The organism is Prauserella endophytica (genome assembly GCF_005146945.1).
GTDB lineage: Bacteria > Actinomycetota > Actinomycetes > Mycobacteriales > Pseudonocardiaceae > Prauserella_A > Prauserella_A endophytica.
This window is the reverse complement of sequence record NZ_SWMS01000010.1, coordinates 55,022-76,948: the sequence shown is the minus strand read 5'-3', so window position 1 is coordinate 76,948 and position 21,927 is coordinate 55,022. Positions and strand designations below refer to the sequence as shown.

23 protein-coding genes are annotated in these 21,927 nt (G+C 70.6%); 10 read left to right on the top strand and 13 right to left on the bottom strand.

All coding sequences use genetic code 11. The features are described from left to right. Positions 1–62 precede the first annotated feature (62 nt). Positions 63–1,727: a fumarate hydratase gene (locus FCN18_RS19010; RefSeq protein ID WP_137095744.1), complete on the top strand. Its 1,665-nt coding sequence runs from the start codon at positions 63–65 to the stop codon at positions 1,725–1,727. 132 nt (positions 1,728–1,859) lie between these two features. Here the strand turns inward: FCN18_RS19010 and FCN18_RS19005 are convergent, their stop codons facing one another. Both FCN18_RS19005 and FCN18_RS19000 read right to left on the bottom strand, forming a co-directional pair. Further along, positions 1,860–2,312, bottom strand: coding sequence for an SRPBCC family protein (locus tag FCN18_RS19005; RefSeq protein ID WP_113644012.1), 453 nt, complete (start codon positions 2,310–2,312; stop codon positions 1,860–1,862). Positions 2,313–2,332: 20 nt separating this feature from the next. Next, on the bottom strand, positions 2,333–2,809 hold the full coding sequence (locus FCN18_RS19000) for a hypothetical protein (protein WP_228714036.1): 477 nt from the start codon (positions 2,807–2,809) through the stop codon (positions 2,333–2,335). A gap of 77 nt (positions 2,810–2,886) precedes the next feature. Between FCN18_RS19000 and FCN18_RS18995 the strand changes: the two genes are divergently transcribed. Further along, complete coding sequence (locus FCN18_RS18995; protein WP_137095743.1) at positions 2,887–4,134, top strand: APC family permease; 1,248 nt, start codon at positions 2,887–2,889, stop codon at positions 4,132–4,134. On the opposite strand, the gene FCN18_RS18990 is transcribed toward FCN18_RS18995, so the two are convergent. Beyond that, on the bottom strand, positions 4,121–5,233 hold the full coding sequence (locus tag FCN18_RS18990) for an NAD(P)H-dependent flavin oxidoreductase (protein WP_112267030.1): 1,113 nt from the start codon (positions 5,231–5,233) through the stop codon (positions 4,121–4,123). The two genes, FCN18_RS18995 and FCN18_RS18990, sit on opposite strands and share 14 nt — an antisense overlap. Before the next feature lie 13 nt (positions 5,234–5,246). Further along, positions 5,247–6,866: an acyl-CoA synthetase gene (locus FCN18_RS18985; RefSeq protein WP_199543237.1), complete on the bottom strand. Its 1,620-nt coding sequence runs from the start codon at positions 6,864–6,866 to the stop codon at positions 5,247–5,249. Positions 6,867–6,925: 59 nt separating this feature from the next. Between FCN18_RS18985 and FCN18_RS18980 the strand changes: the two genes are divergently transcribed. Next, positions 6,926–7,714, top strand: coding sequence for a crotonase/enoyl-CoA hydratase family protein (locus FCN18_RS18980; RefSeq protein ID WP_112267034.1), 789 nt, complete (start codon positions 6,926–6,928; stop codon positions 7,712–7,714). A 94-nt stretch (positions 7,715–7,808) separates the two neighbouring features. Here the strand turns inward: FCN18_RS18980 and FCN18_RS18975 are convergent, their stop codons facing one another. After that, the gene (locus FCN18_RS18975; protein ID WP_137095742.1) at positions 7,809–9,383 is read right to left on the bottom strand and encodes an acyl-CoA synthetase; all 1,575 of its coding nucleotides are present in this window, start codon (positions 9,381–9,383) and stop codon (positions 7,809–7,811) included. Between the two features lie 101 nt (positions 9,384–9,484). Between FCN18_RS18975 and FCN18_RS18970 the strand changes: the two genes are divergently transcribed. From FCN18_RS18970 to FCN18_RS18960, 3 genes are read left to right on the top strand one after another with little or no spacing between them, the layout of a single operon-like run. Then, complete coding sequence (locus FCN18_RS18970) at positions 9,485–10,480, top strand: Zn-ribbon domain-containing OB-fold protein (RefSeq protein ID WP_112267038.1); 996 nt, start codon at positions 9,485–9,487, stop codon at positions 10,478–10,480. Between the two features lie 10 nt (positions 10,481–10,490). Then, positions 10,491–11,546, top strand: coding sequence for a thiolase domain-containing protein (locus FCN18_RS18965; RefSeq protein ID WP_112267040.1), 1,056 nt, complete (start codon positions 10,491–10,493; stop codon positions 11,544–11,546). 3 nt (positions 11,547–11,549) lie between these two features. After that, positions 11,550–12,716: a thiolase domain-containing protein gene (locus FCN18_RS18960; protein WP_113644006.1), complete on the top strand. Its 1,167-nt coding sequence runs from the start codon at positions 11,550–11,552 to the stop codon at positions 12,714–12,716. A gap of 61 nt (positions 12,717–12,777) precedes the next feature. Here the strand turns inward: FCN18_RS18960 and FCN18_RS18955 are convergent, their stop codons facing one another. Further along, positions 12,778–13,431 (bottom strand): TetR/AcrR family transcriptional regulator, encoded by a 654-nt coding sequence (locus FCN18_RS18955; RefSeq protein WP_199543236.1) that lies wholly within the window; start codon positions 13,429–13,431, stop codon positions 12,778–12,780. A 72-nt stretch (positions 13,432–13,503) separates the two neighbouring features. Here FCN18_RS18955 and FCN18_RS18950 point away from each other — a divergent pair, with 72 nt between their 5' ends. Then, positions 13,504–14,205, top strand: a complete 702-nt coding sequence (locus tag FCN18_RS18950; RefSeq protein WP_137095741.1) for an NAD(P)-dependent oxidoreductase — start codon at positions 13,504–13,506, stop codon at positions 14,203–14,205. A 271-nt stretch (positions 14,206–14,476) separates the two neighbouring features. Here FCN18_RS18950 and FCN18_RS18940 read toward each other — a convergent pair whose 3' ends face one another. Next, entirely contained in the window at positions 14,477–15,703 is a 1,227-nt protein-coding gene (locus tag FCN18_RS18940; RefSeq protein WP_112267043.1) for a cytochrome P450, read from the bottom strand. A gap of 241 nt (positions 15,704–15,944) precedes the next feature. Here FCN18_RS18940 and FCN18_RS18935 point away from each other — a divergent pair, with 241 nt between their 5' ends. Beyond that, a complete protein-coding gene (locus FCN18_RS18935; protein WP_137095740.1) occupies positions 15,945–17,108 on the top strand; it encodes a steroid 3-ketoacyl-CoA thiolase in 1,164 nt (387 codons plus the stop codon). A gap of 3 nt (positions 17,109–17,111) precedes the next feature. Here FCN18_RS18935 and FCN18_RS18930 read toward each other — a convergent pair whose 3' ends face one another. The 3 genes from FCN18_RS18930 to FCN18_RS18920 all read right to left on the bottom strand — a co-directional run bounded on the left by FCN18_RS18930 (position 17,112) and on the right by FCN18_RS18920 (position 18,847). Beyond that, positions 17,112–17,408 (bottom strand): hypothetical protein, encoded by a 297-nt coding sequence (locus tag FCN18_RS18930; RefSeq protein ID WP_112267045.1) that lies wholly within the window; start codon positions 17,406–17,408, stop codon positions 17,112–17,114. 131 nt (positions 17,409–17,539) lie between these two features. Continuing rightward, on the bottom strand, positions 17,540–17,983 hold the full coding sequence (locus FCN18_RS40190; RefSeq protein WP_228714035.1) for a hypothetical protein: 444 nt from the start codon (positions 17,981–17,983) through the stop codon (positions 17,540–17,542). Between the two features lie 120 nt (positions 17,984–18,103). Beyond that, complete coding sequence (locus tag FCN18_RS18920; RefSeq protein ID WP_112267046.1) at positions 18,104–18,847, bottom strand: SDR family oxidoreductase; 744 nt, start codon at positions 18,845–18,847, stop codon at positions 18,104–18,106. Between the two features lie 87 nt (positions 18,848–18,934). On the opposite strand from FCN18_RS18920, the gene FCN18_RS18915 reads away from it, so the two are divergent. Both FCN18_RS18915 and FCN18_RS18910 read left to right on the top strand, forming a co-directional pair. Next, entirely contained in the window at positions 18,935–19,186 is a 252-nt protein-coding gene (locus FCN18_RS18915; protein WP_110338595.1) for a ribbon-helix-helix domain-containing protein, read from the top strand. Further along, on the top strand, positions 19,183–19,608 hold the full coding sequence (locus FCN18_RS18910) for a type II toxin-antitoxin system VapC family toxin (RefSeq protein ID WP_137095739.1): 426 nt from the start codon (positions 19,183–19,185) through the stop codon (positions 19,606–19,608). The genes FCN18_RS18915 and FCN18_RS18910 overlap by 4 nt, the downstream gene beginning before the upstream one ends. Before the next feature lie 39 nt (positions 19,609–19,647). On the opposite strand, the gene hsaB is transcribed toward FCN18_RS18910, so the two are convergent. Genes hsaB through hsaD form a run of 3 tightly spaced genes read right to left on the bottom strand, consistent with a single transcriptional unit; the run spans position 19,648 to position 21,919 of the window. After that, positions 19,648–20,181, bottom strand: coding sequence for a 3-hydroxy-9,10-secoandrosta-1,3,5(10)-triene-9,17-dione monooxygenase reductase subunit (hsaB, locus tag FCN18_RS18905; protein WP_112267048.1), 534 nt, complete (start codon positions 20,179–20,181; stop codon positions 19,648–19,650). After that, positions 20,178–21,077, bottom strand: coding sequence for an iron-dependent extradiol dioxygenase HsaC (gene hsaC, locus FCN18_RS18900; RefSeq protein ID WP_137095738.1), 900 nt, complete (start codon positions 21,075–21,077; stop codon positions 20,178–20,180). The genes hsaB and hsaC overlap by 4 nt, the downstream gene beginning before the upstream one ends. Then, on the bottom strand, positions 21,077–21,919 hold the full coding sequence (gene hsaD / locus FCN18_RS18895; RefSeq protein ID WP_170200574.1) for a 4,5:9,10-diseco-3-hydroxy-5,9,17-trioxoandrosta-1(10),2-diene-4-oate hydrolase: 843 nt from the start codon (positions 21,917–21,919) through the stop codon (positions 21,077–21,079). The genes hsaC and hsaD overlap by 1 nt, the downstream gene beginning before the upstream one ends. Positions 21,920–21,927: the final 8 nt, after the last annotated feature.

Here is a 21,927-nt window from a genome sequence, read left to right as displayed (position 1 = left end):
TGACAACGCGCGGTACGGTCGAAGCCTTTCCTGACCTGACCACGTGCGACGGAGCCCGAGCTGTGACCTCTTCCACCACCCCGTTTCAGCACACCGAAGTCCTGCCGCTCGGCAAGGACACGCACACCGAGTACCGCCTGGTGACCACGGAGGGTGTGCGCGTCGTCGAGGCGGGCGAGCGCCGCTTCCTGCAGATCGACCCCGAGGCGCTGACCGCGCTTGCCCGCACCGCGATCACCGACATCCAGCACCTGCTGCGCTCGTCGCACCTGGCCCAGCTGCGCGCGATCGTCGACGACCCCGAGGCCAGCGGCAACGACCGGTTCGTGGCCATGGACCTGCTGCGCAACGCCGCCATCTCGGCGGGCGGTGTGCTGCCGATGTGTCAGGACACGGGCACGGCCATCGTGATCGGCAAGCGCAGCGAGGGCGTGCTCACCGGTGGCACCGACGAGAAGGCCCTCTCGAAGGGCGTGTTCGAGGCCTACCAGACGCTCAACCTGCGGTACTCGCAGATGGCCCCGGTGAACTTCTGGGAGGAGCGCAACACGGGCACCAACCTCCCTGCGCAGGTGGAGCTGTACCACAAGGATGGTGACGGCGAGCCGGCCTACGAGTTCCTCTTCATGGCCAAGGGCGGCGGCAGCGCCAACAAGACGTTCCTCTACCAGGAGACCAAGGCGGTCCTGAACCCGAAGCGGCTCGCGAAGTTCCTCGACGAGAAGCTGCGCGGCCTCGGCACGGCCGCGTGCCCGCCGTACCACCTGGCGATCGTCGTGGGCGGCATGTCGGCGGAGTTCAACCTGAAGGTCGCCAAGCTCGCCTCCGCGCGTTACCTCGACGACCTCCCCACCGAGGGCTCTGAGCTGGGCCACGGCTTCCGCGACCCCGACCTCGAGCAGCAGGTGCTGGAGATGACCAGGCAGTTCGGCATCGGCGCGCAGTTCGGCGGCAAGTACTTCTGCCACGACGTGCGCGTGATCCGCCTGCCGCGCCACGGCGCCTCGTGCCCGGTCGGCATCGCGGTGTCGTGCTCCGCCGACCGCCAGGCGAAGGCGAAGATCACCGCCGAGGGCGTGTTCATCGAGCAGCTGGAGCGCGACCCCGCCCGGTTCCTGCCCGAGGTCACCGAGGACGACCTGTCCGAGGAGGTCGTGTCCGTCGACCTGAACCGGCCGATGGCCGAGATCCGCGAGCAGCTGTCGCAGCTGCCGGTGAAGACCCGGCTGAGCCTCACCGGCCCGCTGGTGGTTGCGCGCGACATCGCGCACGCCAAGATCGCCGAGCGGCTCGAGGCCGGCGAGGAGATGCCTCGGTACCTGCGCGACCACCCGGTGTACTACGCGGGCCCGGCCAAGACCCCGGAGGGCTACGCGTCGGGCTCGTTCGGGCCGACGACGGCGGGCCGCATGGACTCCTACGTCGACCAGTTCCAGGCCGCGGGCGGCTCGCTGGTGATGCTGGCCAAGGGCAACCGGTCCAACAAGGTGACGCAGTCGTGCAAGCAGCACGGCGGCTTCTACCTCGGCTCGATCGGCGGCCCCGCGGCCCGGCTGGCCCAGGACTGCATCAAGAAGGTCGAGGTGCTGGAGTACCCCGAGCTCGGCATGGAGGCCGTCTGGAAGATCGAGGTCGAGGAGTTCCCCGCCTTCATCGTCATCGACGACAAGGGCAACGACTTCTTCGCCGAGACCTCCGAGCCGGTCCTGCAGATCTCGTTCCGCTGACCGCAGTGAAGGCCACCTTCACTGCGGTCAACGCAGTGAAGGTGGCCTTCACTGCGTCGAATCGACACAGCGGCGCGCAGCGCCTCCGCTTGGGCGGCGGTGGGAGACGGGCGGGCGCAGTGAAGGTGGCCTTCACTGCAGCCGGGACTGCTCGCCGAACATTTCCGCCAGGCGGTCCAGCGTCCTGCGGATGGCGGCCTTGTTCCTGGCGGGGAACCGGGCGAGCTCGATGAGGAACGGGATACGCGCGGTCGACCAGTCGAAGGTCTCCGTCACCGTCGTCCTACCCTCGCCGGCCGGTTCGAGCTCCCAGCGCCAGCGGTGCCCGTTGAAGTGCCGCCACGCGATGAGACGGTTCCGCTCGTACTCGACCACCGTGTTCTTGATCTTGTACGGGGCGCCCATCTTCATGTCCATGCCGAACTTCGACCCGAGCTCCAGCCGGTCCGGGTTGCTCCCGTGAGCGGCCTGGACGGTACCGGAGCCGTCGAGCAGCGGGTGCTTGGCCGGGTCGGTCAGCAGGTCGAAGATCTGCTCGGGCGTGGCGGCGACCGTGGTGGTGACGGAGACCTGACGACGTGTCATGGCGTCACCCTAAACGGTGTTCACTCCGTGCGCTGCGCGTACTTCAGCACCAGCAGCCGGTCGCCGAGCGGGTCGTCGAGGCGGACGGTGATGGGCGGGTAGCGCATGTCCATCGTGCACATCGTGTTCTTGTCCGCGGGTTTCGTCTCGACCATGGTGACGGTGACGCGGTCGCCGCGCTGCTCGCCGACCTCCGCGCTCGCCTGGCTGCACCCGCCCTCCTGGCCGACGATCGTGAGGGTGTTGCCGCCCTTCCCCCTCGACACGTCGACGGGGTAGCCCCTTGGCAGCGCGCCGCTGTCGATCTGCGCGGCGGGCACCGATCCGCCCTGGTCCTGGGCGGGCGGTTCGGCCGGTTTGCGGCCGGGCACCTTGGTGAGCTCCTGGGAGGCCGGAGGAGACTCCGCGGGTGCCTGCGGAGCCGCCGGCTGCTCGCCACACGCGGTGGCGAACACCAGCGCCGCGCCGGCGCCGATGATCGTCTCTTTCCACCTCACGACGAATCTCCCCTTTCCGTTCATCGGTCATCTCCTGGTCGGGAAGACGTAACCGGGGACAAGTTAGGTTGCACGGCATGACCGCTGAACCGGGCAGGCTGGCCCGCAGGCTCGGCACGGGCGACGCCGTCGTCGTGGGCCTGTCCTCGATGATCGGCGCCGGTGTGTTCGCGGCGTTCGCCCCCGCCGCGGGCGCGGCCGGCAGCGGGCTGCTGCTCGGGCTCGCGGTCGCCGCGGTGGTGGCGTACTGCAACGCGTCGTCCTCGGCGCGGCTCGCCGCCCGGTACCCGGCCTCGGGCGGCACGTACGTCTACGGCCGCGAGCGCCTCGGCCCGTTCTGGGGGCACCTGGCAGGCTGGGGCTTCGTGGTCGGCAAGACCGCGAGCTGCGCGGCGATGGCGCTGACCGTCGCCTTCTACGTCGCGCCGGGGGTGGAGCAGCCGTGGCGCGGCGTCGTCGCGGTCGCGGCCGTCGCGGCGGTGACGGCGCTGAACTACCGGGGCGTGCAGCGCTCGACGGCCGCGGCGACCGTGCTGGTGACGCTGAGCCTGCTGGTGCTGGCGGCGGCCGTCGCGGCGATGCTGCTGACCGGCGACCCGAGCGGTGAGCGCCTCGCGCCGTTCCCCGGCACGGACGCACCCGGGGTGCTGGAGTCGGCGGGGCTGCTGTTCTTCGCGTTCGCGGGCTACGCGCGGATCGCCACGCTCGGTGAGGAGGTGCGCGATCCCCAGCGCACGATCCCGAGGGCCGTGCCGCTCGCGCTCGGGATCGTGCTGGTGGTGTACGCGGCGGTGGCCACGGCGCTGCTGCTCGTGCTCGGGCCATCTGCGCTGGCCGCCGCGACCGACCCGGTGGCGCACGCGGTGGCCGGGACGTCGTGGCCGTGGCTGGCTCCGGTGGTGCGGGCCGGCGCCGCGCTGGCCGCGCTCGGCGCACTGCTGGCCCTGGTGCTCGGCGTGTCGAGGACCGTGCTCGCGATGGCCCGCGACGGCCATCTGCCCCGCACGCTCGCCGCCGTGCACCCGCGCTTCTCGGTGCCCCACCACGCCGAACTGGCCGTGGGCGTCGTGGTGGCGGTGCTCGTGTCGGTCGCCGACCTGCGCGACGCGATCGGCTTCTCCTCGTTCGCGGTGCTCGCCTACTACGCGATCGCCAACGCGAGCGCGTGGACGCTGGGCCGCGGCCGGATCGTGCCGGCGGTCGGCCTGCTCGGGTGCGTGGTGCTGGCGCTCAGCCTGCCCCTGTCGTCGGTGCTGGCCGGTGCGGTCGTGCTCGCCACCGGCGCCGTGGCGTACCTCCTGCGCGGGGCGCTCAGGCCGTCCTGATGCCGTCGAGCCGGGCGACCGCGGCGTCGAAGTCGCCGGTCAGCTCGGCGATCACGTCGGCGACCGCCCTCACCTCGGAGAGCCTGCCGACGATCTGGCCCACCGGCATCGACACCACGGACGGGTCGGCGGCCGCGTGGATCCGGTCGTGCGCGGGCGCGACGAGCAGGTTCTGCAGCGGCATCGGCAGCGGCTCCGGGGCGTCGGGTGCCGCCCACGCCTCGGTCCAGCGCGTCTTGAGCAACCGGGCGGGCTTGCCGGTGTAGATGCGGGTGCGGACCGTGTCCGACGACGTCGCGCCCACCAGCGCCCGCTGCATGGCCTCCGACTCCGGCATCGTCTCCAGGTACTCCTTGGTGGCGAGCCACAGCGAGCCCGTCCACACGCCCGAGGCGCCGAGCGCGAGCGCGGCGGCGGCCTGCCTTCCGGTGCCGATGCCGCCCGCGGCGAGCACCGGCGCCCGGTCCCCGACGGCGTCGACGATCTCGGGCAGCAGCACCATCGAGGCGATCTCGCCGGTGTGCCCTCCCGCCTCGTAGCCCTGCGCGACCACGAAGTCGACGCCGTTGTCGACGTGCCGGACCGCGTGCTCGGCCTTGCCGGCGAGCGCGGCGACGGGCACGCCGTGCTCGTGGGCCTGCGCGATCACGTCCCCGGGCGGTGAGCCGAGGGCGTTGGCGATCAGCGCGATCGGGTGCTCGAGCGCCACCTCCACGTGCGAACGTGCCACCGAGTGCAGCCAGCCGAGCACGCCCGCACGCTCGTCGGTGCCCTCGGGCAGCTCCGGCACGCCGAGCTGTGCGAGCGTGCGCTCGACGAAGGCCTTGTGCTCGTCGGGGATCATCTTCGTGAGGTCGACCGAGCTGCCTTCCGTCGGGATCTTGGAGGGCATCACCACATCGACGCCGTAGGGCTTGCCGCCGGTGTTGGCGTCCATCCAGTGGAGGACCTTGTCGAGCTCGGCGGCGTCGTTGAACCGGACGCAGCCGAGCACGCCGAGCCCGCCTGCCCTGCTGATCGCCGCGGCGACGTGTTCCGACGGCGTGAACCCGACGATCGGCAGGTCGATCCCGAGCGTGTCGCACAGCGCGGTGCGCATTCCTGGCTTCCTCCTAGGCTTTCAAGAGGTCGACGGCCGGCTCGTGCTCGGCCGCGTATCGCTGGGCCCACGGATAGTCGGGCTTGCCGCTGGGCAGCCTGCCGATCTCGTCGGTGACCCAGATGCTGCGGGGCACCTTGTATCCGGCGATCTCGGTGCGGACGTGGGCCTCGAGCGCCGCGAGGTCGGGGGTGACGCCCGGCCTCGGCTGGATGACGGCGCCGACGCGCTGGCCGAGCCGGGAGTCGGGCACCGCGATCACGAGCGCGTCGAAGACGTCGGGGTGCGACTTGAGAGCGCCCTCGACCTCCTCGGGGAACACCTTCTCGCCGCCGGTGTTGACGCACTGCGAGCCCCGGCCGAGGAGCGTGACCGTGCCGTCCGCCTCGTACCGGGCGTAGTCGCCGGGCACGACGTAGCGCACGCCGTCCGCCTCGACGAAGATCGTCTCGCTCTTCGCGGGGTCCTTGTAGTAACCGAGCGGGACGTGGCCGCGCCTGCCGATGCGGCCGATCGCGCCGGGCTCGGGTTTCACGACCGCGCCGTCGTCGTCGAGCAGGATCGCGTCCTTGCCGAAGTTGACCCTGGGCCCTGCCGAGTGGTCGGCGTCCTTGGCCATCATGCCGATGCCGGTGAAGCCGCTCTCCGACGAGCCGATCGCGTCGGTGAGCACCACGTTCGGGAAGGTGTTCAGGTAGTCCTGCTTGACGGACTGGGAGAACAGGGCCGCGTGGCTGGACACGGCGACGAGCGAGGAGGCGTCGTAGCCGCCCTCGCGGTAGGCCTCGATGAGCGGGCGCGCCATGGCGTCGCCGACGATGGTGAGCACCTGGACTCGGTGTTGTTCGACGGCCCGCCAGATCTCGTGCGCGTCGAACTGCGGCACGAACACCACCGTCCCGCCCGCGAACATCGCTCCGAACGCCGCCCACTGGGCCGCGCCGTGGATGAGCGGCGCCGCGGGCAGGCGCACCAGCGCTCCCTGTTTGCCCTGCTCCGCCATCGCCCACTCGTCGGGCACGTACTCGCCGGTGACGAAGTCGATGCCGCCGCCGAGGGCCCGCCAGACGTCCTCGTGGCGCCACATCACGCCCTTCGGATACCCGGTGGTGCCGCCGGTGTAGAGGATGTAGAGGTCGTCGGGACTGCGCTCGCCGAAGTCGCGCTCCGGCGACTCCTGAGCCAGCGCGTCCTCGTAGGCGATGCCGCCGTGCGCGGTGAAATCGGCGTCGCTGCCGTCCTCGACGACTAAAACGTGTTTCAGTTCGGGCGCCTCGGGAAGCACGGCGGCGACCCTGTCGGAGTACTGCCGCTCGTGCACGAGAGCGACCAGGTCGGCATTGGTGAACAGGTAGGCGAGCTCGCCGTGGACGTACCGGTAGTTGACGTTGATCGCGATGGCGCGGAGCTTGTACGCCGCGAACATCGTTTCGATCATCTCGATGGAGTTTCGGGAGTAGACGCCGATGTGGTCACCCTTGCCGATCCCGTTTGCGGCGAGGTGATGGGCGAGCCGGTTGGCCCGCTCGTCCAGTTGCGCGTAGGTCAGGCACCTGCCGTCGCAGACGACCGCGGTGCGATCCGGCACGGCGTCGACGGCGTGCTCGAGCAGATCCGCGATGTTGAGAGCCACGTGGAACAAACTAGAACATGTTATCGTTTTCGGCAATGCTCCAGTGAGGAGAGGCAGCGATGACCGACGCGCACGCTTTGGTGGAACAACGCGGGCACACGCTCGTGGTGACGATGAACCGGCCCGAGGCCCGCAACGCCCTCACCGGTGAGATGCTGGCGATCATGGTCGACGCCTGGGACCGGGTGGACGACGATCCGGAGATCCGCACGTGTGTGCTGACCGGTGCGGGCGGGGCGTTCTGTGCGGGGGCGGATCTGAAGTCGATGAGCCGCAACAGCCCGTCGACGGCGTTCGAGAAGGGCACGTTCGACCCGAGCCGCATCGACGGCCTGCTCAAGGGCCGCAGGCTCACCAAGCCGCTGATCGCCGCGGTCGAGGGGCCCGCCATCGCGGGCGGCACCGAGATCCTGCAGGGCACCGACATCAGGATCGCCGGGGAGAGCGCCAAGTTCGGCGTGTCGGAGGCGCGCTGGGGGCTGTTCCCGCTCGGCGGCTCGGCGGTTCGGCTGCCCCGGCAGATCCCGTACACGCTCGCGGCGGAGATCCTGCTGACCGGCAGGCACCTCACGGCGGCGGAGGCGAAGGAGATCGGCCTCGTCGGGCACGTCGTCCCCGACGGCACCGCGCTCGAGAAGGCATTGGAGATCGCGGACACGATCGCCGCGAACGGTCCGCTCGCGGTGCGGGCGATCCTGCGGACCATGCGCGACACCGAGGGCATGCACGAGGAGGAGGCGTTCAAGCTCGACGCCCAGTACGGCGTCACCGTCTTCGCGAGCGAGGACGCCAAGGAGGGCCCGCGCGCCTTCGCCGAGAAGCGCAAACCGAACTTCCAGGGCCGCTGACCCGGAGCCCCCTCACCCGCAGTGAAGGCCACCTTCACTGCGTTGAACGCAGGCATGGTGGCCTTCACTGCGGACGGGGCGGGTGAGGGCCGCGTCAGATGGAGCGTTCGCGGCCCTGCCAGTAGGGGTCACGGAGCTTGCGCTTGTAGAGCTTGCCGTTGGGGTCCCTCGGCAGCGCCTCGGCGTAGTCGACGCTGCGCGGCAGCTTGAACTTGGCGAGCCTGCCGCGCGCGTACTCCAGCAGCTCCTCGGTGAGCTTGTCGGAGGGCTCCACGCCCTCCGCGGGCTGGACCACCGCCTTGATCTCCTCGCCCCAGTCCTCGTGCGGCACGCCGAACACCGCCACGTCGGCGACCTTCGGGTGCAGCACGAGCTCGTTCTCGATCTCGGCGGGATAGATGTTCACCCCGCCGGAGATGATCATGTCGTTCTTGCGGTCGTGCAGGTACAGGTAGCCGTCCTCGTCGAGGTAGCCGACGTCGCCGAGCGTGAACAGGTTGCCAACGCGGGCTTTCTCGGTCTTCGCCTTGTCCTTGTGGTACTCGAACGACGAGTCGCCCATGCGCATGTAGACGGTCCCGGCCTCGCCGGGCGGCAGTTCGGCGCCGTCGTCGTCGAGCACCTTGATCGTCGAGCCCGGCCACGGCTTGCCGACCGAACCCGGTTTGCGCAGCCACTCCTCGCCGCTGATCGCGGTGCCCCCGCCCTCGGTGGCCGCGTAGTACTCGGTGACCACGGGCCCCCACCAGTCCAGCATCCGCCGCTTCACCTCGTGTGGGCACGGCGCGGCTCCGTGGATCATGTTCCGCAGTGACGACACGTCGTAGCGCTCGCGCACGTCCTCCGGCAGCGCCAGCAGCCTGCGGAACTGCGTGGGCACCATGTGGCTGTGCGTCACGCGGTGCCGCTCGATGAGCGCGAGCATCTGCTCCGGGTCCCAGCGGTCCATCAGCACGGCCGGATGCCCGAGCTGGATGGAGATCGCGACGAAGTTGAGGACCGCCGTGTGGTAGAGCGGGGAGCCGCACAGGTGCACGTGCCCATCGAACGGCTTGAGCCCGAAGATGCCGAAGAACCACGTCGACGCGGCGGGGACGTCGTCGGGATCGGCACCGGTGAGCGGTCGGCGCACGCCCTTGGGACGGCCGGTCGTGCCCGACGTGTAGAGCATCGGTGAGCCCGCGGTCCTGCGCTCCGGACGCCCCTCGCCGCCCGCCGCGGCGAGCTCGGCGACGTCGCGGAAGCCCGGTACGGCTCCGACCGCGAACCGCGCGTCGGCCGCGAGTCCCGCCTCGTCGGCTGCCGCCACGGCGACGTCGGCGAACCGTTCGTGCGCGAGGAACGCCTTGGCCCCGGAGTCGCTGATGATGTAGGCGACCTCGGGCCCCACGAGATGCCAGTTGACCATCACGACGTAGAGCCCCGACTGGATCGCGGCGAAGTAGGCGGCGAGCAGCTCGGAGCCGTTCGGCTGGAGCACCACGATCGCGTCGCCGGTCTCCAGCCCCAGCGCCTGCAGCCCCCTGGCGTAGGCGTTGGCCTTGCCGGCCAGCTGACCGTAGGTGACCTCCGTGCCGTCGGGATCCACCACCGCGACGAGGTCGGGCCGCGCGGCGGCGAGGTTCCACAGGCCGATGGTGTCCGTTGCCGGAACAGCAGTTGTGGGCATACCGAGAATCTAGAACGCGTTCCACTATTGGGCAAGAACAAGCTGCTACACAAGCCAGCCACTGCTTGCCGAGATCACGAGAACGTGTTTCACTTCTGTGCGTGACTGCCGCCGAGACCGAGACCCCGCTGTCGGCTCCGCTCGACGTGGGCTTCGACTACACCCGTTCGGTCGGCCCCGTCCTCGGGCGCTTCGTCAACGCTCTGCGCGAGCGGCGCGTGGTGGGCGTGCGAGGCGACGACGGCCGCGTGCACGTACCGCCCGTCGAGTACGACCCGGACACCGCCCGCGCGCTCACCGACTTCACCGACGTCGGCGACGAGGGCACCGTCGTGTCCTGGTCGTGGGTCGCCGAACCGCTGGACGGACAGCCGCTCCAGCGGCCCTTCGCGTGGGCGCTGATCCGGCTCGACGGCGCCGACACGTGCCTGCTGCACGCCGTCGACGCCGGGTCGCCCTCCAGGATCAGCACCGGTATGCGCGTGAAGGCCCGCTGGGCGGACGAGACCGTGGGCCACATCCGAGACATCGTGTGCTTCGTCAGCGTCGACTCACCACCGGAGGACCCGGCGCCCGCCCCTCCCCCGCCACCCGTGGCCGAGCGGGCCGAGGGCGAGCCGGTGAGCACGGTCATCACGCCGATCCACCTGCACTACATGCATTCCGCGTCGCCAGAGGAGAGCCGCTACCTCCGCGGGCTCGCCGAGGGCAGGCTGCTCGGCCAGCGCTGCCCCGCATGCGGCAAGGTCTACGTCCCGCCGCGCGGCGCGTGCCCCACCGACGGCGTGCCGACCACCGACGAGGTGGAGCTGCCCGACACCGGGATCGTCACCACGTTCTGCATCGTCAACGTGCCCTTCCTCGGCCAGCGCATCAAACCGCCGTACGTCGCGGCCTACATCCTGCTCGACGGCGCCGACATCGCTTTCCTGCACCTCGTGCTCGGCTGCGAGGCCTCTGAGGTGCGCATGGGCATGCGGGTGCGAGCGGCGTGGAAGCCCCGCGAGGAGTGGTCGACGACGCTCGAGAACATCGCGCACTTCGAGCCGACGGGCGAGCCCGACGCGCCGTACGAGTCCTTCGCCCACCACTTGTGAGGAGTACGCCATGACAGACGTGGCGGTGGTCGGGTTCGCGCAGTCACCGAGCGTGCGGCGAACCCAGGGCACCACCAACGGAGTCGAGATGCTCGTGCCGATCTTCAAGGAGGTCTTCGAGCAGACCGGGCTGTCCAAACGCGACATCGGGTTCTGGTGTTCCGGCTCGTCGGACTACCTCGCAGGCAGGGCTTTCTCGTTCATCGCCGCGATCGACGCGATCGGCGCCTTCCCGCCCATCCACGAGTCACACGTGGAGATGGACGCCGCCTGGGCGCTCTACGAGGCGTGGCTGAAGATCCGCATGGGCGAGGTCGACACCGCGCTCGTGTACGGCTTCGGCAAGTCCTCGGCGGGGCAGCTGCGCCGCGTGCTCTCACTGCAGCTCGACCCGTACGTCGTCGCGCCGCTGTGGCCGGACTCGATCTCGCTGGCCGGCCTGCAGGCCCGGCTGGGCATGGAGGCCGGGCTTTGGAGCGAGAAGGACCTCGCCGAGGTCGCCGCCCGCAGCAGGCGCGACGCGGCGGGCAACCCGTTCGCCCAGCTCGCCGGCGACACCGACGCCGCCGCGCTTCTCGACACCCCGTTCGTCGCGGATCCGTTGCGGGCCCACGACATCGCGCCCGTCACCGATGGCGCCGCGGTGATCGTGCTGGCCTCCGCCGAACGGGCCCGCGACCTCGCGGAGCGACCCGCCGTCATCACCGGCATCGACCACCGCGTCGACTCCCCCGGCCTCGGCGCGCGCGACCTCACCCGCTCCCCTTCGACCACGGCGGCGGGCCGCGCGGCGGGGGCGAGCCCGGACGTCGAGATCGCCGAGCTGCACGCGCCGTTCACCCACCAGGAGCTGATCGTGCGCGACGCACTGGGCCTCGGCGAGCAGGTGCGGATCAACCCCTCCGGCGGGGCGCTCACCGGCAACCCCATGTTCTCTGCGGGGCTCGTGCGCATCGGCGAGGCGGCCAGGCAGATCCTCGCGGGCAACGCACGGCGGACGCTCGCGCACGCGACGAGCGGGCCGGCCCTTCAACAGAACCTCGTGGCAGTACTGGAAAGGGGCTAGTGCGTGGGCAAGCAACTCGCCGCCGTGCTCGGCACGGGACAGACCCACCACCGCGCGAAGCGCACCGACGTGTCGATGCCAGGGCTGCTGCGGGAGGCCGTGGACCGGGCGATGGAGGACGCGCGGGTGGACTGGCCGGACATCGACGCCGTCGTGGTGGGCAAGGCGCCCGACATGTTCGAGGGCGTGATGATGCCGGAGCTGTTTCTCGCCGACGCGCTCGGCGCGAACGGCAAACCGCTGCTGCGGGTGCACACCGCGGGCTCCGTGGGCGGTTCGACGGCGCTGGTCGCGGCGAGCCTCGTGCAGGCAGGCGTGCACCGGCGGGTGCTGACCGTGGCCTACGAGAAGCAGTCCGAGTCCAACGCGATGTGGGCGCTGTCGATCCTGCCGCCGTTCCAGATGCCGGTGGGGGCGGGTGCGGGCGGGTACTTCGCGCCGCACGTTCGCTCCTACATCCGCCGCTCCGGAGCCCCCGAGCACGTCGGCGCGATCGTCGCGGCCAAGGACCGGCGCAACGGCGCGCTGAACCCGTTCGCGCACCTGCGTCAGCCCGACATCACCGTCGAGTCGGTGCGGGCGTCGCAGATGCTGTGGGACCCCATCCGCTACGACGAGACGTGCCCCTCCTCCGACGGCGCGTGCGCGATGGTCCTCGGTGACGAGGCTGCGGGCGACGCCGTCGTGGGTGGCGCCGCGTGGATCCACGCGACGGCCATGCGCACCGAGCCAACGACGTTCGCCGGGCGGGACCAGGTGAACCCGCGGGCGGGCCAGGAGGCGGCGGCGGCGCTGTGGCGCGAGGCCGGCATCAGCGATCCGCTGTCCGAAGTGGACGCCGCGGAGATCTACGTGCCGTTCTCCTGGTTCGAGCCGATGTGGCTGGAGAACCTCGGCTTCATGCCCGAGGGCGAGGGCTGGAAGCTCACCGAGGCAGGCGAGACGGCGATCGGCGGGCGGCTGCCGGTGAACCCCTCGGGAGGGGTGCTCTCGTCCAACCCGATCGGCGCGTCGGGCATGCTGCGCTTCTCCGAGGCGGCCAAGCAGGTGATGGGCCGGGCGGGCGACTACCAGGTCGACGGCGCCCGCACGGCACTCGGCCACGCCTACGGCGGCGGCTCGCAGTACTTCTCGATGTGGGTGGTCGGCTCCGCCAAGCCGGGCAGCTAGCAGCACACCCCGGCCGCAGTGAAGGCCACCTTGCCTGCGTTGAACGCAGTGAAGGTGGCCTTCACTGCGGGCGCTCGTCGGGTTGGAGCGCGTCGAGGATCAGCGTGAGGCCGAACTCGAACTCGTCGGCGTAGTCGTAGCCCGGTTTGAGGGCGTGCTCGGTGGCTAGCTCCGTGAGGTGCGGGTAGGCGCCGGCTGGGAGGTCGTTCAGGATGTCGCCCGCGACCTCCTCGAGCCCGGCATGGTCGTTGAACGGCAGGCTCAGCTCCTGGAGGACGAACCCGTAAAGGTAGCTGTCGATCAGCGAGAAGGCGTGCCCGGCCATGGCTACGGAGAAGCCGCCCGCGCGCAGCGCGCCCAGGACGGCGTCGTGGTGGCGCAGGGTCGCCGGTCCGGGTTGCCTGCGGGAGTCCATGAGCCCGACGGCCCACGGATGACGCCGCAGCGCCGCGCGCGACGAGACCGCCCGCTCGCGCATGGCCGTCTTCCAGTCAGCGGTGGGCGCAGGGAGCTCGATCTCGGCGAACACCGCGTCCACCATTCCGTTCAGCAGGCCCTCTCTGCCCGCCACGTGGTTGTAGAGCGACATCGCCTCGACCCCGAGCCGCGCCGCCACCGCCCGCATGGTGACGCCGGACTCCCCCTTCTCGTCGGCCAGCGCCATCGCCGCGGCGACCACCCGCTCCCGGGACAGCGGTTCCCGCTTCGGCCCCATGCCTGCTTCCTCCTTGACGCGACTTACAGCGTAAGTCTACCGTGACTTACACCGTAAGTAAGGAGCAGGGACATGAGGATCTGCGTCATCGGTGCCTCGGGGAAGCTCGGGCAGTACCTGGTCCGGCACGCACTGGACCGGGGCTACGAAGTCGTCGGCGTGTGCCGCGAACGCAGCGTGGGCAAGCTAGCCGCGGTCGCCGACCGGATCACGATCGTGCCCGGGCCGACGAACGACCGGGAGGTGATCCGGAAGGCGGTCGCGGGGTGCGACGGCGTGCTGACCGTGCTGGTGCCCTGGGGCGTGCGGCAGTACTCGTCGGGCACGGCGCAGGCGGTGCTCGACCACGCCGAACCGGGTGCGCGCCTGGTCTTCTCGTGCGGCTGGCACATCACGCGGGACGGAAAGGACCGGTACTCCCGGCGGTTCAGGACGGCCCTCTGGATAGCCGCCAAGCTGGCCCGCCTGGTGCGCGCCGTTGACATCGACGACCAGGTCGAGGCGTGCCGGCGGATCTTCGCCAGCGACCGGCGCTGGACCGTCGTCCGCGGCAGCGATCTCGAGGAGGGGGAGAGCCAGGGCCTGCCCGTGTGGAGCCGCCACGTCGGCGACCCGGTGCTCGCGAGCAACCTCACGCGGCGCGTGGACTTCGCACTGTTCATGGTGGAGGCGCTCACCGACGACACGCTCGTGCGCGAGGCACCCGCGATCGTCGGCCGCCTCTCCCCCAGCGCGCTCGCCCACGCCGAAGACGGCACCCCACAGGCGGGATAGTCGGGATGACCGGGGATGACCGGGATAGCGCGGCCGCCGCTCAGGCAGATCGCCTGGATCCACCCGGCGCGTGGGCGCGTGGGCGCGTGGGCGCGTGGGCGCCACCATTTCGGTGACCTCGTTGTGCGGCAACCGGGTTTCGACGTCCTTGACGCGGTCGGGCCACCCGGTGAAGCGCACGACACCGGGCGGACCTGGCCGCGACTGCAGGTCGCAGACGCCGTCGGGCAGGGGCGGCGCGCCGCGATAGGCGATCGCGGCGCGGAGCTTCTCACTCGTAGGCGACCTGGTAGTGCTTGATTCCGTTGAGCCAGCCGGACCGCAGCCGCTCGGGCGGTGCCAGTTCCCGGATGTTCGGCATCACATCGGCGATCGCGTTGAAGATGAGGTCGATCTCCAGTCGCGCGAGGTTGGCGCCGATGCAGTAGTGCGACCCGGTGCCACCGAAGCCGACGTGCGGGTTGTCCTCGCGCAGCACGTCGAACTTCTCGGGCTCGTCGAACACCTCGGGGTCGAAGTTGGCGGAGCTGTAGAACATGCCGACACGGTCGCCCGCCCTGATGTGCTGCCCGCCGAGCTCGGTGTCGGCGGTCGCCGTGCGCTGGAACGCGACCACCGGCGTCGCCCAGCGCACGATCTCGTCGGGCGCGGTCTTGGGCCGCTGCTCCTTGTAGATCTCCCACTGCTCGGGATGGTCGATGAGCGCCTTCATGCCATGCGTGATCGCGTTGCGCGTGGTCTCGTTGCCCGCCACGGCGAGGAGGATCACGAAGAAGCCGAACTCGTCCGACGCGAGCGACTCACCGTCCACATCGGCCTGGACGAGCTTGGTGACGATGTCGTCCATCGGGCACTGGCGGCGCTGCTCGGCCATGTTGAACGCGTAGCCGACCAGCTCGGCCGAGGCCGCGATCGGCTCCACGTCGTACTCGGGGTCGTCGTAGCCGATCATCTGGTTGGACCAGTCGAAGATCTTGAGCCGGTCCTCCTGCGGGATGCCGATCAGCTCCGCGATGGCCTGCAGGGGCAGCTCGCACGCGACGTCGGCGACGAAGTCCCCGGAGCCCTTGGCCTTGGCGGTGTGCACGATCTGCTGGGCGCGCTCGCGCAGCGCGTCCTCCAGCTTCCCGATGGCGCGCGGCGTGAAGCCCTTGGACACGATGCGGCGCAGCTTGGTGTGCTGCGGCGCGTCCATGTTGAGCAGCACGAGCCGGTTGGCGTTCAGGCCGTCCTCGTCCATGGTCTCGTCGAACCGGATGATGGCCGTCTTCTCCTGGGACGAGAACAGCTGGCTGTCCCTGGAGACGGCCTTGACATCCTCGAGCCGGGTGACCACCCAGAAGCCTTCGTCCTTGAATCCCGCCTTGTTGTAGGGCTGGGAGTTCCACCACACCGGCGCCGTGCGCCGCAGCAGGGCGAACTCCTCCAGCGGCAGCCGGGTGGCGTACAGGTCGGGATCGGTGAAGTCGAATCCGGTGGGGAGCAACGAGGGGCTCATACGCCGTACCTCCGACAGCAGCGTCGTGGAACACGTTCTAGAGCCTGATTGAAGCATACGGTGTTAACTACGGGAAGGGTTTTAGTGAACGATGTTTACTGGATCGATGAGGATCTTGAAACTCCTGGTAGACAACATCTTCGCAATCGGTCACCAAATGGCGGTTGACCTCGCGGAGCGTTGCCAGATTTAGGAACGTGTTCTAGTTTTGAGCGACATCCCCCGAACCGAGGAGACCAGCGTGGGCGTACCCGTCATCGTCGAGGCCGTGCGCACCCCGATCGGCAGGCGCAACGGCTGGCTGTCCGGCCTGCACGCCGCGGAGCTGCTCGGCGCCGCCCAGACCGCGCTCGTTGAGAAGGCCGGGCTCGGTGCGGACCTCGTCGAACAGGTCATCGCCGGCACCGTGACGCAGGCCGGTGAGCAGGCAGGCAACATCGCCCGCACGGCCTGGCTGCACGCGGGGCTGCCCCAGGAGACCGGGGCCACGACCGTCGACGCCCAGTGCGGGTCGGCCCAGCAGGCGGCGCACCTGGTGGCGGGGCTCATAGCCGCGGACGCGATCGAGATCGGCATCGCGTGCGGCGTCGAGGCGATGAGCCGGGTGCCGCTGGGCGCCAACCAGGGTGTGGACGCGGGTTCCCGGAGGCCGGCGTCGTGGTCGATCGACATGCCGAACCAGTACGAGGCCGCAGAGCGTATCGCGCAGCGCCGCGGGCTCACCCGTGCCGACGTCGACGCGTTCGGGCTCGCCTCCCAGCACAAGGCGGCGACCGCCTGGGCGGAGGGCCGCTTCGACCGGGAGGTCGTGCCGGTCAAGGCACCCGTACTCGGCGACGACGGCGAGCCGACGGGCGAGACCCGGCTGGTCGGCCGGGACCAGGGGCTGCGGGAGACCAGCACCGAGGCGCTCGCGAGGCTCAGGCCCGTGCTCGAGGGCGGCGTGCACACCGCGGGCACCTCGTCGCAGATCTCCGACGGCGCGTCGGCGGTGCTGATCATGGAAGCCGATCGGGCACGCACCCTCGGCCTGCGCCCGAGGGCGCGCCTGCGCGCGCAGGCGCTCGTCGGCGCCGAGCCCTACTATCACCTCGACGGGCCGGTGCAGGCGACGGCGCGCGTCCTGGAGCGGGCGCGGATGACGATCGGCGACCTCGACCTGTTCGAGGTGAACGAGGCGTTCGCCTCCGTCGTCCTTTCGTGGCAGCGGGTGCACGGGCCCGACCCGGCAGCCGTGAACGTCAACGGCGGCGCCATCGCGCTCGGCCACCCGGTCGGCAGCACGGGCACGCGCCTGCTCACCACCGCGCTGCACGAGCTGGAACGGCGTGACGCGGCGACGGCGCTGGTGACCATGTGCGCGGGCGGGGCGCTGTCCACGGCCACCGTGCTCGAACGCCTGTGAGGGCTACAGTTTCTCGTCCCTGACGACGTCGAGGTTGTGGAAGACGGGCGGGCCGTCGCACAGGGCCGTCATCCTCTCCGCGAACTTGCTCGTCTCCGGCAGGGCGGAGTTCTTCATCGCCTCCTCGTAGGACGGGAACTCCACCAGCTCGACATAGGTGCCCGGGTGGTCGCGGTCGCTGCCCATCACCGCGTGGGTGGCTGTCCGCTTGCCCTCCGTTTCCCGCATCCAGCTCTCCATGAGCTCGTTCATCTCGTCGTACCGCGACGTGCTGAACTCGATGAGTTGCATGAAAGTCATGGCAGTGCCTCCGGTGCCGGCCCCCTGCGCACCGGATCATGCGCCCGGTCGGCGAAGGCCGTCAACGCGAGGTTTTTCAGACCGGTGGCGTGCGGGCCCCTCCACCCGCACGCCACCGGATCCGGCGCCGCTCAGTCCTCGCGCGGTGGCGGGTACTGGGGCGCGTGGGGTGGGTACTGGGGCGCGTGGGGCGGGACGTCGCCCGGCGCGGTGGGCGGCCTGCGCCCGTTCACGCTGACGGGCGCCGTATCCGCGGACGAAGGAGGCGGATTCCCGGTCGCACGGTGGCGCGCCGGAGGGCCGTGCGGCGTCGGCTGCCGGCGAGCGGCGGGGTAGGCGGCCAGCGGGTCACCGGGCGCGGGCTTGGGCCTGCGCCGCACCAGACCGGCGAGTCCCAGCAGCCCGCCCAGGCCGAGCAGGCCCCACAGCCCGGGGTCGCCGTCACCGTCCTCCCGGTCCGCCGCGGGCTGCTGCTGGGCGGCCTGCACAGGCACCTGCTCGGGCGCGGCCGCCCCCGTCACCACCGGCAGCACGAGCACCGCACCCAGCGCGGCCAGCCATCGCCGTGTCGTCACCGGACCATCACCCCCGGGAAAGGCGTTCGTTTCCGCACAAGGAGGGGCTTACCCGCGCGGGGGCCGTTCGATCGCGACGCGACCCGGTCGGATGACAGGAGCAGTCCACCGGGTGACGGGTCAGCCCCTGCCGAGGAACGGCATCGCGGTGGCGGTGAGAGTCAGGAACTGCACGTTCGCCGAGAGGGGAAGGGCCGCCATGCCCAGCACGGCCTCCGCGACGTGCTCGACGTCGAACGTCGGCTCCGGCCGCACGCTGCCGTCGGCCTGCTTGGCCCCGGTCGCGATGCCCGCGGTCAGCTCCGTCGCGGCGTTGCCGATGTCGATCTGTCCACACGCGACATCGAATGCACGGCCGTCCAGTGAGATCGACTTCGTCAGTCCCGTGATCGCGTGCTTGGTCGCGGTGTAGGCCACGCTCTCCGGGCGCGGGGCATGTGCCGAGATCGAGCCGTTGTTGATGATCCGCCCGCCCCTCGGGTCCTGCTCCTTCATGAGCCGCACCGCGTGGTGCGCGCACAGGAACATGCCCGTCAGGTTCACGTCGACGGTCCGGCGCCACTCCTCCACCGGCAGCGTGTCGACAGCGCCCGGCGCGCCGAACGTGCCCGCGTTGTTGAACAGCACATCGACCCTGCCCCAGTTCCGGCGCACCTCGGCGAACAACGCGGCGACCTGCGCGTCGTCGGTGACGTCCGTGGGGACGACGAGCGCCAGCCCCGAGCCGGCCGCGGTCTCGGTGAGCGGATCCACGCGCCTGCCCGCGAGCGCCACCCGGTAGCCGTCCGCGAGCAACGCCCTCGCCACACTCCTGCCGATCCCGGAACCCGCACCCGTCACCACTGCCACCCGCTCGTGAGTCATGGGCCGTTGATACCCCCCGTGCGCACCGTGACCGACAGAGACATCCACGCATCAGCGCATCATCCGGGCTGATGCTATGATGCAGCGGTGAGGACGACGATCACGCTGGACCCGGACGTCGAGGCGCTGGTGCGCAAGCTGATGGCCGAGCGGGGGCTGTCGTTCAAGGAAGCCGTCAACAGCGCGCTGCGCTCTGCGCTGGGCACGCCGGCCCGCGAGCGGTTCCACACGCCCACGTTCGCGATGGGCGGCCCCACCGTGCCGCTCGACCACGCGCTGCGCGTGGCCGCCGACCTGGAGGACGCCGAGCTGCAGCGCAAGCTCGCCACGGGCCGATGAAGATCGTCGACGCCAACGTCCTGCTCTACGCCGTCAACAGCGACGTCCCTCAGCACCGGGCCGCCCGCGAGTGGCTGGACAAGGCGTTCTCCGGTGAGGAGACCGTGGGCTTCTCGTGGATCGTGCTGCTGGCGTTCCTCCGCATCAGCACCCATCCGGGCATCTTCCCGCGCCCGCTGTCGCAGGACACCGCGTTCGACACCGTCGAGGCGTGGCTGAGTCAGCCCGGCGCGGTGCTCGTGGAGCCGACGACCCGGCACGCCGGGGTACTGCGCGGGCTGCTGGGCAAGGCCGGCACGGCGGGCAATCTGGTCAACGACGCCCACCTGGCGGCGACCGCCGCCCAGCACGGTGCCGAGGTGGTGTCCTTCGACGCCGACTTCACGCGCTTCGACGGCGTGCGCGTGCACAAGCTGGGCTAGGCCCGGCCGCAGTGAAGGTGGCCTTCACCGCGGCCGGGCCTAGAACCAGTCGTCCGGGCGAGGCCAGGTGAACAGCTCCCCCACGGCCTCTGTCTCGGTCACCGTGTAGCGGCCCCGGTAGAACAACAGCGGCTGGGCGTCGGAGACCTCGCCGAGCGCGGTGACACGTCCGATCACCACGTGATGGTCACCGGCCTCGTGCACGGCGTCGAGTGCGCAGTCGATCCACGTGAGCGCACCGGTCAGCAGCGGGGCACCGCTCGGCGCGCGCGTCCAGTCCACCGAGGCGAACTTGTCGGCGCCCCGGGCGCCGAACGTCACGCTCACGTCGCGCTGCTCACCGGAGAGGACGTTCACGGCGAAACGGCCTGCCCGCTCGATCACGGGCCAGGTGCGCGAGGTCCGCGCCGGGCAGAACAGCACCAGCGGCGGGTCCAGGGACAGCGCCGCGAACGATTGGCAGGCGAAGCCGACCGGCTCGTCGCCGTCGCACGCCGTCACCACGGCCACGCCCGTGCAGAAGTGCCCGAGCACCGACCGGAACCGCGCGGGGTCCAGCGCCACCGAGGTCATCGCGCGCCGACGGAGAAGTCGTGCCCCCACAGGCTCACCGCGGTGCTCTCCCTCGCGATCCACGACTCGTCGTCGACCTGCCTGCCCTCGCAGCCGAACTCGACGTCGAAGCCCCCTGGCGTCTTCATGTAGAACGACAGCATCAGGTCGTTGACATGCCTGCCCAGCGTCGCCGACATCGGCACCTTGCGCCGCAGCGCGCGGTCGAGGCACAGGCCGACGTCGTCGGTGTTCTCCACCTCGACCATCAGGTGCACGATCCCGCTCGGTGTCGGCATGGGCAGGAACGCGAGGCTGTGGTGGCGAGGGTTGCAGCCGAAGAACCGCAGCCACGCCGGGTCGCCGTCGGCGGGCCTGCCCACGAGCTGCGGGGGCAGCCGCATCGAGTCGCGCAGCCGGAACCCCAGCACGTCGCGGTAGAACCTCAGTGCGGCCTCGTCGTCGTGAGTGGACAGTACGACGTGGCCCAGCCCCTGTTCGCCGGTGACGAACGTGTGCCCGTACGGGCTCACCACGCGGCGGTGCTGCAGCGCGATGCCGTGGAACACCTCCAGCGTGTTGCCGGACGGGTCGTCGAAAGTGATCAGCTCGTAGACGCCGCGGTCGGCCTTCTGCTCGGCGGTGCCCTCCTTGAACGGAACACCGTGTGCGGCAAGACTTTCCCGCACCACGTCGAGCTCGGCGGCGTTCGCGGCCTCCCAGCCGGCCTGCGCCAGCCGGTCGGTCTCGCCCGGCACGATCACCAGCCGCGCGGGGAAGTCGTCCATCCGCAGGTAAAGGGCGTCGGGGTTGGTGCCCTTGCCCTCCACCATGCCGAGCACCTTGAGGCCGAACTCGCGCCACGCGGCCATGTCCGTGGCCTCGATGCGCAGGTAGCCGAGCGAGCGAATACCCATTACTCGTCCTTCAGGAAGTCGATGGCCAGCCTGTTGAACTCGTCGAACTTCTCCAGCTGCGCCCAGTGCCCGCACCGGCCGAACACGTGCAGCTGGGCCCTCGGGATCGTCTTCAGCGCCACGAGCGCGCCGTCGAGCGGGTTGACGCGGTCCTCGCGGCCCCACACGAGCAGGACGCGCTGGCGCAGCCGGTGGGCCTCGCGCCACAGCATGCCCTGCTCGTAGGTCTCGGGCCGGGCGAACGACGCGCCCATCGCCGCCATCGCGGCCAGCGACTCGGGCGTGCTCGCCGCGGCGAACCGCTCCTCCACCAGCTCGTCGGTGATGAGCGACTGGTCGTACACCATCACGCGCAGAAACGCCTCGAGCCTCTCCTTGCTTGGCGCCCCACCGAACTTCGCGAGGTTCTTCACGCCCTCGGTGGGGTCGGGCGCGAACACGTTGACGCTCAGCCCGCCGGGTCCCATGAGCACGAGCCTGCCCGCGCGGTCCGGGTGGTCCAGCGCCAGGCGTACCGCCGCTCCCCCGCCGAGCGAGTTGCCGACGAAGTGCGCGCGCTCGATGCCGAGCGCGTCCATCAGGCCCGCCACGGCGTTCGCGCTGTGCGTGAAGTACTGCGGGTGGTCGGTGGGCTTGTCGGAGCGGCCGAAACCGGGCTGGTCGACGGCGAGGACGCGGAACGACTTGGCGAACACCCCGATGTTGCGGGAGAAGTTGCTCCACGCCGACGCCCCCGGTCCGCCTCCGTGCAGCAGGATCACGGTCTCGGCGTGCTCGGAGCCCGCCTCGTGGTAGTGCAGCCGCAGCCCCGGCCGCGCCTCGACGTACGAACCCTCGGTCATGATCACTC

What these genes read in the sequence shown, in the direction of transcription:
- FCN18_RS19005 (WP_113644012.1), bottom strand. Translation starts at nt 2,312, where the DNA reads ATGACACGTCGTCAGGTCTCCGTCACCACCACGGTCGCCGCCACGCCC.
- FCN18_RS18995 (WP_137095743.1), top strand. Translation starts at nt 2,887, where the DNA reads ATGACCGCTGAACCGGGCAGGCTGGCCCGCAGGCTCGGCACGGGCGAC.
- FCN18_RS18990 (WP_112267030.1), bottom strand. Translation starts at nt 5,233, where the DNA reads ATGCGCACCGCGCTGTGCGACACGCTCGGGATCGACCTGCCGATCGTC.
- FCN18_RS18980 (WP_112267034.1), top strand. Translation starts at nt 6,926, where the DNA reads ATGACCGACGCGCACGCTTTGGTGGAACAACGCGGGCACACGCTCGTG.
- FCN18_RS18975 (WP_137095742.1), bottom strand. Translation starts at nt 9,383, where the DNA reads ATGCCCACAACTGCTGTTCCGGCAACGGACACCATCGGCCTGTGGAAC.
- FCN18_RS18965 (WP_112267040.1), top strand. Translation starts at nt 10,491, where the DNA reads ATGACAGACGTGGCGGTGGTCGGGTTCGCGCAGTCACCGAGCGTGCGG.
- FCN18_RS18955 (WP_199543236.1), bottom strand. Translation starts at nt 13,431, where the DNA reads ATGGGGCCGAAGCGGGAACCGCTGTCCCGGGAGCGGGTGGTCGCCGCG.
- FCN18_RS18950 (WP_137095741.1), top strand. Translation starts at nt 13,504, where the DNA reads ATGAGGATCTGCGTCATCGGTGCCTCGGGGAAGCTCGGGCAGTACCTG.
- FCN18_RS18940 (WP_112267043.1), bottom strand. Translation starts at nt 15,703, where the DNA reads ATGAGCCCCTCGTTGCTCCCCACCGGATTCGACTTCACCGATCCCGAC.
- FCN18_RS18930 (WP_112267045.1), bottom strand. Translation starts at nt 17,408, where the DNA reads ATGACTTTCATGCAACTCATCGAGTTCAGCACGTCGCGGTACGACGAG.
- FCN18_RS18920 (WP_112267046.1), bottom strand. Translation starts at nt 18,847, where the DNA reads ATGACTCACGAGCGGGTGGCAGTGGTGACGGGTGCGGGTTCCGGGATC.
- FCN18_RS18910 (WP_137095739.1), top strand. Translation starts at nt 19,183, where the DNA reads ATGAAGATCGTCGACGCCAACGTCCTGCTCTACGCCGTCAACAGCGAC.
- hsaB (WP_112267048.1), bottom strand. Translation starts at nt 20,181, where the DNA reads ATGACCTCGGTGGCGCTGGACCCCGCGCGGTTCCGGTCGGTGCTCGGG.
- hsaC (WP_137095738.1), bottom strand. Translation starts at nt 21,077, where the DNA reads ATGGGTATTCGCTCGCTCGGCTACCTGCGCATCGAGGCCACGGACATG.
- hsaD (WP_170200574.1), bottom strand. Translation starts at nt 21,919, where the DNA reads ATGACCGAGGGTTCGTACGTCGAGGCGCGGCCGGGGCTGCGGCTGCAC.